Annotated in this window: 9 protein-coding genes; all 9 read right to left on the reverse strand. The window is 58.5% G+C overall.

Annotated elements, in window-relative coordinates; translation table 11 throughout:
- Positions 1 to 60 precede the first annotated feature (60 nt).
- Positions 61 to 870 (reverse strand): transglutaminase family protein, encoded by an 810-nt coding sequence (locus AC1DSG_RS23905; protein ID WP_477793100.1) that lies wholly within the window; start codon positions 868 to 870, stop codon positions 61 to 63.
- Positions 867 to 1,817: an alpha-E domain-containing protein gene (locus tag AC1DSG_RS23910; protein ID WP_477793101.1), complete on the reverse strand. Its 951-nt coding sequence runs from the start codon at positions 1,815 to 1,817 to the stop codon at positions 867 to 869. The genes AC1DSG_RS23905 and AC1DSG_RS23910 overlap by 4 nt, the downstream gene beginning before the upstream one ends.
- Positions 1,818 to 1,829: 12 nt before the next feature.
- The gene (locus AC1DSG_RS23915) at positions 1,830 to 3,239 is read right to left on the reverse strand and encodes a circularly permuted type 2 ATP-grasp protein (RefSeq protein WP_477793102.1); all 1,410 of its coding nucleotides are present in this window, start codon (positions 3,237 to 3,239) and stop codon (positions 1,830 to 1,832) included.
- A 392-nt stretch (positions 3,240 to 3,631) separates the two neighbouring features.
- On the reverse strand, positions 3,632 to 3,973 hold the full coding sequence (locus tag AC1DSG_RS23920) for a ribonuclease E inhibitor RraB (RefSeq protein WP_162440592.1): 342 nt from the start codon (positions 3,971 to 3,973) through the stop codon (positions 3,632 to 3,634).
- A 213-nt stretch (positions 3,974 to 4,186) separates the two neighbouring features.
- Positions 4,187 to 4,420 carry a hypothetical protein gene (locus AC1DSG_RS23925; protein WP_477793103.1) on the reverse strand — a complete coding sequence of 78 codons (234 nt, stop codon included), beginning with the start codon at positions 4,418 to 4,420 and terminating at the stop codon, positions 4,187 to 4,189.
- 147 nt (positions 4,421 to 4,567) lie between these two features.
- Positions 4,568 to 4,759: a PLDc N-terminal domain-containing protein gene (locus AC1DSG_RS23930; RefSeq protein ID WP_477793104.1), complete on the reverse strand. Its 192-nt coding sequence runs from the start codon at positions 4,757 to 4,759 to the stop codon at positions 4,568 to 4,570.
- A gap of 78 nt (positions 4,760 to 4,837) precedes the next feature.
- A complete protein-coding gene (locus AC1DSG_RS23935; protein ID WP_477793105.1) occupies positions 4,838 to 5,368 on the reverse strand; it encodes a hypothetical protein in 531 nt (176 codons plus the stop codon).
- A 114-nt stretch (positions 5,369 to 5,482) separates the two neighbouring features.
- Positions 5,483 to 6,001 (reverse strand): ankyrin repeat domain-containing protein, encoded by a 519-nt coding sequence (locus AC1DSG_RS23940; protein ID WP_477793106.1) that lies wholly within the window; start codon positions 5,999 to 6,001, stop codon positions 5,483 to 5,485.
- 96 nt (positions 6,002 to 6,097) lie between these two features.
- On the reverse strand, positions 6,098 to 7,908 hold a 1,811-nt coding region (locus AC1DSG_RS23945; protein WP_477793107.1), incomplete at its 5' end, for a long-chain-acyl-CoA synthetase.

The raw sequence follows: 7,908 nt of genomic DNA on the forward strand, positions 1-7,908 counted from the left end.
GACTGGAAGACCGCTATCGCGAGCAGGCTCGCTCCCACAGGGGGGGTGTGGTGTGGCAGATTATTGTTGCTGGACAGAGACAACCGGCATCGGCGTCGGCGACACAAACACCTTCGCATGCATTTGCTCGCACCCGCCGCCCCGGCGCATCCCGCGCACCGGGCAGGCATCCAGGTAATCCAGGCCCACCGCCAGTTTCAAGTGGCGTTCAGGTCTGGCCAGTTCATTGGTCACGTCAAAACTGTACCAGGCATCATCCAGCCAGGCTTCCGCCCAGGCGTGACTGGCCAGGTGTTCGCTGTTCTCGCTGTACAAATACCCCGACACATAACGCGACGGAATGCCCAGGCTGCGCGCGCAGGCGAGAAAGGCATGGGTGTGGTCCTGACAGACGCCTGAACGCCCGGCGAAGGCTTGAGCCGCGCTGGTGTCGACTTCGGTTGAGCCCGGTGTGTAGGTCATGTGCTGGTTAAGGCCATGCATCAAGTCGATCAGCGCGCTGCGATCCCGGCGTGTTTTGCATTCCTTTTGTGCGAACGCTCGCAGGGCTTCGTCAGGCTCGGTCAGCCGCGTGAAACGCAGGAACGGCAGCGCCGACTGGCTTTCATGCTCGGCCTCGCGCAGTTCGTCGATGTCAACCTGACCACGGGCGCCAATGATGATTGCCTCATGCGGCTCGTCCATGGTCAGCACGTGCAATATGTTGCCGAACGGATCGAGTTGCGCGCGTACCGGGCGCGGCAGGTCGAGCTGCCAGCTGAGCACGTGCTGACGCTCGCTGTCGTGGGGTGTCAGTCGCAAGTACTGGATGCTCGCCCGCACCTGATCTTCATAGTGATAGGTGGTCTCGTGGCTAATGGAAAGTCTCATGCAGCCTCCAGGTAGGAACTGTGAATAGCGTTGCCCAGCTGGCGCACCAGCGGGATGAACTCGGTCAGCCAGGCGTGCAGGCCTTCTTCGAGAATTTCGTTGATACCGGTGTAGCGCAGGCGTGCGTCTATCTCAGCGGCCAGGCGTTGTGCCGGACGGCCATTGGCCCCCGGCAGGCTGGCGAGGATCTGGTCGATTTCTTCGGTGCAGGCGCGCAAGGAGCGCGGCACATCGGCGCGCAGCAACAGCAACTCAGCCACATGCCGGGAACCGGGGGCGTCGCGGTAGATCTCGGTGTACGCCTCGAACGACGACAGCGCACGCAACAATGCGCTCCACTGGTAATAGGCGTGCGCCGTACTGTCACTGACAGCTTCGGCTTGATCGCCGGCCATTTCGTAGCGAGCGTCGAGCAGGCGCAGCGTGTTGTCGGCCCTTTCGATAAATGTCCCCAGACGAATGAAGCGGAACGCATCGTTACGCATGATGGTGCCGTAGGACGCACCCCGAAACAGGTGGGAACGTTCCTTGATCCACTCGCAAAAACGGCTCATGCCGTAGCGGCTCAACCCCTGTTCGGCAATCCCGCGAATTTCCAGCCAGGTAGCGTTGATGTTTTCCCACATGTCGGCGGTGATTCGCCCACGCACCGCATGGGCGCWGGCCCGAGCGGCGCCGAGGCAGCTGTAGATGCTCGCCGGGTTCGCTGCATCCAGGGCGAAAAAGTGCAGCAGCCGTTCGGCATGCAGCTCGCCATGGCGCTCCAGATAGTCGTCCAGGGTGCCGGTGATCAGCAGTGGCATGGCGAGTTCGTGCAGCCCGTCACCGCGGCCATCCTGTGGCATCAGTGACAGTGAATAACTGATGTCGAGCATCCGTGCGAGGTTTTCTGCTCGCTCCAGGTAACGCGACATCCAATACAAATCCGAGGCAGTTCTACTTAGCATGGCAAGCTTCCTTCAATCCTCGACCACCCAGGTGTCCTTGGTTCCGCCACCCTGGGATGAATTCACCACCAGAGAGCCTTCACGCAGGGCGACACGGGTCAAACCGCCGGGCACAACCCGGGTTTCGCGGCCAGACAATACAAACGGACGCAGGTCGATGTGGCGTGGGGCGATGCCGTTTTCGACAAAGGTCGGACAGGTCGACAGGGACAACGTCGGTTGCGCGATGTACGCATGGGGCTTGGCTTTGATCCGCGCACGGAACGACTCGATTTCCGCCGCCGTAGCCGCCGGCCCCACCAGCATTCCGTAACCGCCGGAGCCCTGGGTTTCCTTGACCACCAGATCGGGAAGATTGGCCAGCACGTGGGACAGTTCAGATGGATTGCGGCACTGGAACGTCGGCACGTTTTTCAGGATCGGTTCTTCGTCGAGGTAGAAACGGATCATGTCGGTGACAAACGGATACACCGACTTGTCGTCCGCGACTCCGGTGCCGATGGCATTCGCCAGCACCACGTTGCCGGAGCGGTACGACGACAGCAGCCCCGGAACGCCCAGCATCGAATCCGGGTTGAACGCCAGCGGGTCGAGGAATGCATCGTCGAGGCGACGGTAGATCACGTCGACGGCTTTCGGCCCGTCTGTGGTACGCATGAACACCTTGTCATCGCGCACGAACAGGTCCGCGCCTTCCACCAGTTCAACGCCCATTTCCCGGGCCAAAAAGGCATGCTCGAAAAACGCGCTGTTGAAGCGACCCGGCGTTAGCACCACCACGCTCGGATTGTCGATCGGGCTGGAGCTTTTCAGGGTATCCAGGAGCAGATTCGGATAGTGATCGATGGGGGCAATGCGCTGCGCTGCGAACAGTTCGGGGAACAGCCGCATCATCATCTTGCGGTCTTCGAGCATGTAGCTCACGCCGCTCGGTGTACGCAGGTTGTCTTCGAGCACGTAGTACGTGCCGTCGCCGTCTCGGACCAGATCGACGCCAGAGATGTGCGAATAGATATCCCGGTGCAAATCCAGCCCTTGCATCGCCAACTGGTATTGCTCGTTAGCCAGCACTTGCTCGGCTGGAATGATGCCGGCCTTGATGATGCGCTGATCGTGATAAAGGTCGGCAAGGAACATGTTCAATGCCTTGACCCGCTGAATGCAGCCGCGCTCGACGACCCGCCATTCACTGGCAGGGATGCTGCGAGGGATTGTATCGAAGGGAATCAGGCGCTCTGTCCCCTGCTCATCCCCATAGAGCGTAAAAGTAATCCCGGCGCGATGAAACAACAGATCGGCCTCGCGTCGCCGTTGTGCCAAAAGCTCGTCAGGCGTTTCGGCCAGCCAACGGGCAAACTCCCGATAATGCGGGCGGACCTGGCCGCCGGCATCGTACATTTCATCAAAATAAGTGCGGATCATGCCGTACTCCTTGTCACCCGGACATCTAGGCTTCGCAAGGCCCGTGCCATCGGCAGAAACGCTTTGATATCAATCAGTTGGAAATAAACACCGTTAACACCGCACCAATCCTGTGCAGCAAACGCCCCAACTTGATTGCCCCCGCTTCATTGCAAGGCGACGCTGTCGCCTATCACCAGCATAGTCAGAGTTGATTCCACTGCCCGCCCGCCCGTGCGGATAATCCACGCATTCGCTGGAAAACGGCCCGAACTTCTCTTTAGCCGCCTGCTCAGGCGTTTTTTTTGCGCCGAATTCTTGTTTCAGGGTTTTGCTGGAAGGATTTTGCCGCCCCAAAAACTAAAACGGCCAACCCGAAGGTCAGCCGTTAGTGCGTGTCACTGTTCATAAGATTATGCGAGTAGCCCTCGTACCTCCTGCTTGACGCCCCATCCTTCAATGATGCCGCCCAGAGGCTCGACCACTGCCTCAAAACCTTGCTCGAAATCACCAATATCATCGTAAGTGGCATACATGACTTTGCTCAGTTCCAGCGCCCATGCGCCGTCGTCGCGCACACTGATTTGCGCATTCAAGGACTCACCACGGTAATGACCTGCTGCTCTGCGGGCCCGCTCCTCGTCGGGAAAAATGGCGTAGAACTCGATGGGGTGGAACTTTGAAAAGTCGAAACCGCCCTCTTTCATGCGGCGCAGCACCGAGCTGCTGATGTCTTCTTGATAGGCTGTGCTCATGAAACGTCCCCCTCATATTGATGGATAGACTTTCCGTATTCCCGGCACGCGCAACCGAGTGGTGCGAGCGATGCGGCAACCTCGTTACCGGTGGGAAGCAAGCATGTAGCTGACAAGACCAGACCTTAGCGATCCATTCGCTGATCTCGATTGCAGAGTAGCCTCAAGAGAGAGCCGCTGCCAAGGTCTGAATGAGAATCAGACAGGAAGTGTTCAGATTGGCGTGATACCGAGGATTTGTATGCTGTTCTGGGCTTTAAGACTTTTGACGCTCGCATCAGCGGTTCGCCCTTCCAGATCGTTCAGATCCAGTTCGGCGGCGACAGGAAGAAGCCGGGCCTTGATGAGTTTGGCGGCTTGCTCGTTGTCCGGGCACTCGTCGCACTCAAAGACTTCATCGACTGTTTCACCGTGATCATCCACGAAAGTGATTTTCCACTTTTGCATCAGTGCCTCCTCGATAAAACCCATGGATGGGCTTACAAGCATCTGGACTTTTTCGCGGACTGATCGTTCAACGGATTACGGCGTGCGAGCATGAAAAACACGGCCCCTGTGGGAGTGAGTTCAAGCCCGCGCCCACAGGGAATGGAGTCAGATCCRTACGTCAGCCCGCGGCCCGGTGATGGCCCAGATGATCAGCCCCAGCACCGGCAAGCACGCGATCAACAGCACCCAGAGGACTTTCATCCCGGTGGTGGCGCCACTTTTAAACACGTTGATGATGGCCCAGATATCCAGAACGAAAATGATCAAGGCAATCAGGCTGTTGAACGTAGAACCCATGGTGACGCTCCCTAAGAGTAATTTTCACTCTTAGGATAGCCGCCCAATGCCAGGGTTCCGATTTTTTCTGGGTTAACGTCAGATATGGATCGCCACTTTCAAGGCTTCCAGGGATGGCGCAGCGGCGATGCCGACCTCGGCGCACAGTTCAAGTACCCGTGGCACGTCGTTGCCGTAGACCAGCACCACTTGTAGCTCGTCGTCGAGCATCTGGCTGAAGTTCATCAGCGTGTAGCCGCCGTTTTCCTTGTTCATGCTGCCCATTTGCACCTGAATGCGGTTGAGCGCGGTCAGGGCTTCGGTTTTGGCCAGCTGCTTGGGTTTGATATTGAAATCAACACCGGGGCCGAATGAAGCAACGATCTGGGCAAACAGGTCCATGTAAGTGTCGGCCTGGAACAGCACTGTCTCCGGCAGGCTGCCGACAACCACCCATTCGCCCAAGGGGATCGGGAACGTGTCGTCGTAGTTGATATCCGGATTGGCCGTCAGAAAAGCTTCAGGATCGGCGTAGGCCTGAGACGCTTCGTCAGCGATTTTCAGGATTTCGTCATCGCTCATGCACCCGGAGCTGATTTTGCTGATGAGTTCGACGAGTGCGGCTTTCATGAGGTGGATCCTGTAGCGAATGATTTTTGAGGGCGCGAAGGATAGCGCATTCGGAGGAAGTTACCGAGCAGGGTGAGACCTATGGTGGGGGAGCTTGCCCCTCACCATAAGGGATCAGCCGAGCAGTTTTTCCAGCTGGGCGGTGGTGTCGACGGCGCCCATGGTTTTCGCGGCATCGAGTGCGGACACGCCGTTGGCGTCCTTGGCTTTCGGATCGGCACCTTTGCTGATCAGGTAGTCGACGATTTCGACGCGGTTGAACATCGCCGCCATCATCAACGCGGTACGGCCATCGAACGATGAGCCTTCCACTTGCGCCCCGCCGTCTACCAGCGCTTTGACTACTGCCAGATCGCCCTTGAACGCGGCACCGGCAATCGGGCTTTGGCCGTTGTCGTTGCGAATTTCCGGGTCGGCCTTGTGTTCGAGCAGGACTTTTACGGTATCCACATGACCATGGTAGGCGGCCAGCATCAGCAAGGTGTCGCCTTTGTGGTTGCGCAGATTCGGCGGCAGGCCTTTGGTCAGCAGCGCAGCCATCATGGCCGCATCGCCCTCGCGCGCTTTGTTGAAGACCTGTTCGGCAAATTCAGCGGCTTCTTCGGGGGTCATCTGGCGGCTTTGGTCTGACATCGGGGGCTCCATGTTGGGTTATTCGCAAAGCCGACAGTTTCCCGAGCAGCCCCCTGGCTGTCACTTGTTTTTTCTCAAGGGCCGCCATAGCTCCATTTAATAGCGGTACTTGCCGCCATGAATATCCGCCAGCACCTGCTCGGTCACCTGTACGTAAGTCTGGGTGCCGGGTAGCCAGGCGTAGATCGGGTCATCACCGGTTTTGCCGGGATCGAAGGCTTCCTCCTTGAGTCGGGTCTTCTGGTATTTGAACGTCCCGGTGGTCTCCATTTTCACTTTCACCCGCAGGAACAGTGGCACCGCATATGCGGGCATTTGCTGACGAGCGAAATCCAGCAATTCACTGAAATCCAGGGTGGCCAGGGATTCGGCCGGGGTAATCGCAGCCATGCCGGCGCGCCCGTTGGTGTTGTGGACCTCCACGCCATACGCCACGGCTTCCGAGATGTGCGGATATTGCAGCAGGATGTTTTCGACTTCCGTGGTCGAAACGTTTTCGCCCTTCCAGCGGTAGGTGTCGCCCAAGCGGTCGACGAATTGTGCATGGCCGAATCCAATGTTGCGCAGCAGGTCACCGGTATTGAAGTAACAATCGCCCTTCTTGAACACGTCATGAAACACGACTTTTGCGGTCTTTTGCGGGTCGGTGTAGCCGTCCAGCGGCGCCTTGTCATCGATTCTCGCCAACAACAATCCTTGCTCACCTTTGGCCACTTTGTTCATGAAACCCTTGGCATTGCGAATCGGCTGACCACTCTCATGGTCGTAACTCACCAGTTCCCAGGCCATCAACGAGAAGCCAACGGTGTGGTCAAAATTGAGAATGTTGCTGAACCCGATGTTGCCATCGCTGGCCGCATAAAGTTCGCAAATGTGCTTAACGCCGAAACGGGTCTTGAAGGCGTTCCACGCGCCGGGACGTAAACCGTTGCCGATCATCTTTGTCACGCTGTGTTGGCGATCGTCGGCGCTGGGTGGTTGATCCACCAGATAACGGCACAGTTCGCCCACGTAGCCAAGTGTGGTCGCGTGGTACTTGCGTACGTCACTCCAGAACTGGCTGGCGCTGAACTTGCGGCGGATGGCAAACCCCGAGGCGCCGCTGATGGCCGAGCCCCAGCACACGCAGAGTCCGGTGCCGTGATACAGCGGCAAGGTGCAATAGACGATGTCGTGCGGCTGCATGTCGAGGGCGATCAGGCCGAAACTGGCAGAGCTGCGCATCCAGCGTCCATGCTTGAAGACGCCAGCCTTGGGCAGTCCGGTGGTGCCCGAGGTGTAGATATAGAAGCAAGGATCGTCGAAAAAAACCTGTTGGCTGCTGGCAGGATTGGCGTCGGCCGCATCGGCACTGGCTGCCATCAGGTTGACGAAACCGTCGGGCGCAATACCCGGATGGTTATAGGTGGCTTGATCGGAGACGAACCAGGTTCGTACCGGGGCGATGGACACCTGTTCGCGGACCTGCGAAAACGCCGGGACCAACTCGCCGCCGACGACGATCGCCACCGGCGCCACCAGGCTCAGGCTGTGCACGAGGGTATCGCGGGTCTGCGAAGTATTGAGCAACGCGCTGATCGCGCCGACCTTGGCCACCGCCAGAATCGTCACCAGCAGCTCCGGGCGGTTTTCGATGAACACCGCGACCACGTCACCCTTGCCGATCCCTTGGTCAATCAGATGATGAGCGATGCGGTTGGCCCATTGATTGACCTGCGTATACGTCAGTGCCACGTCGTCCTGCAGTAACGCGGGGCCATCGGGATTGCGCAACGTCGCCTGCTCGAAGCACCAGCCCAGGCCACACGGTTGGGTCGGATCCTTGACGTTGGCGACTTTCAGGCCTTTCACCACGCGGGGAATGGTTTTGGCAATCGTCGGCAGTTTGCGGAGCATCATGCCCCAGG

It is taken from the genome of Pseudomonas sp. P5_A12 (assembly GCF_056400685.1).

Excerpts from the sequence above, each read along its gene's own strand:
- AC1DSG_RS23905 (WP_477793100.1), bottom strand. The coding sequence starts at position 870 with ATGAGACTTTCCATTAGCCACGAGACCACCTATCACTATGAAGATCAG.
- AC1DSG_RS23915 (WP_477793102.1), bottom strand. The coding sequence starts at position 3,239 with ATGATCCGCACTTATTTTGATGAAATGTACGATGCCGGCGGCCAGGTC.
- AC1DSG_RS23920 (WP_162440592.1), bottom strand. The coding sequence starts at position 3,973 with ATGAGCACAGCCTATCAAGAAGACATCAGCAGCTCGGTGCTGCGCCGC.
- AC1DSG_RS23925 (WP_477793103.1), bottom strand. The coding sequence starts at position 4,420 with ATGCAAAAGTGGAAAATCACTTTCGTGGATGATCACGGTGAAACAGTC.
- AC1DSG_RS23935 (WP_477793105.1), bottom strand. The coding sequence starts at position 5,368 with ATGAAAGCCGCACTCGTCGAACTCATCAGCAAAATCAGCTCCGGGTGC.
- AC1DSG_RS23940 (WP_477793106.1), bottom strand. The coding sequence starts at position 6,001 with ATGTCAGACCAAAGCCGCCAGATGACCCCCGAAGAAGCCGCTGAATTT.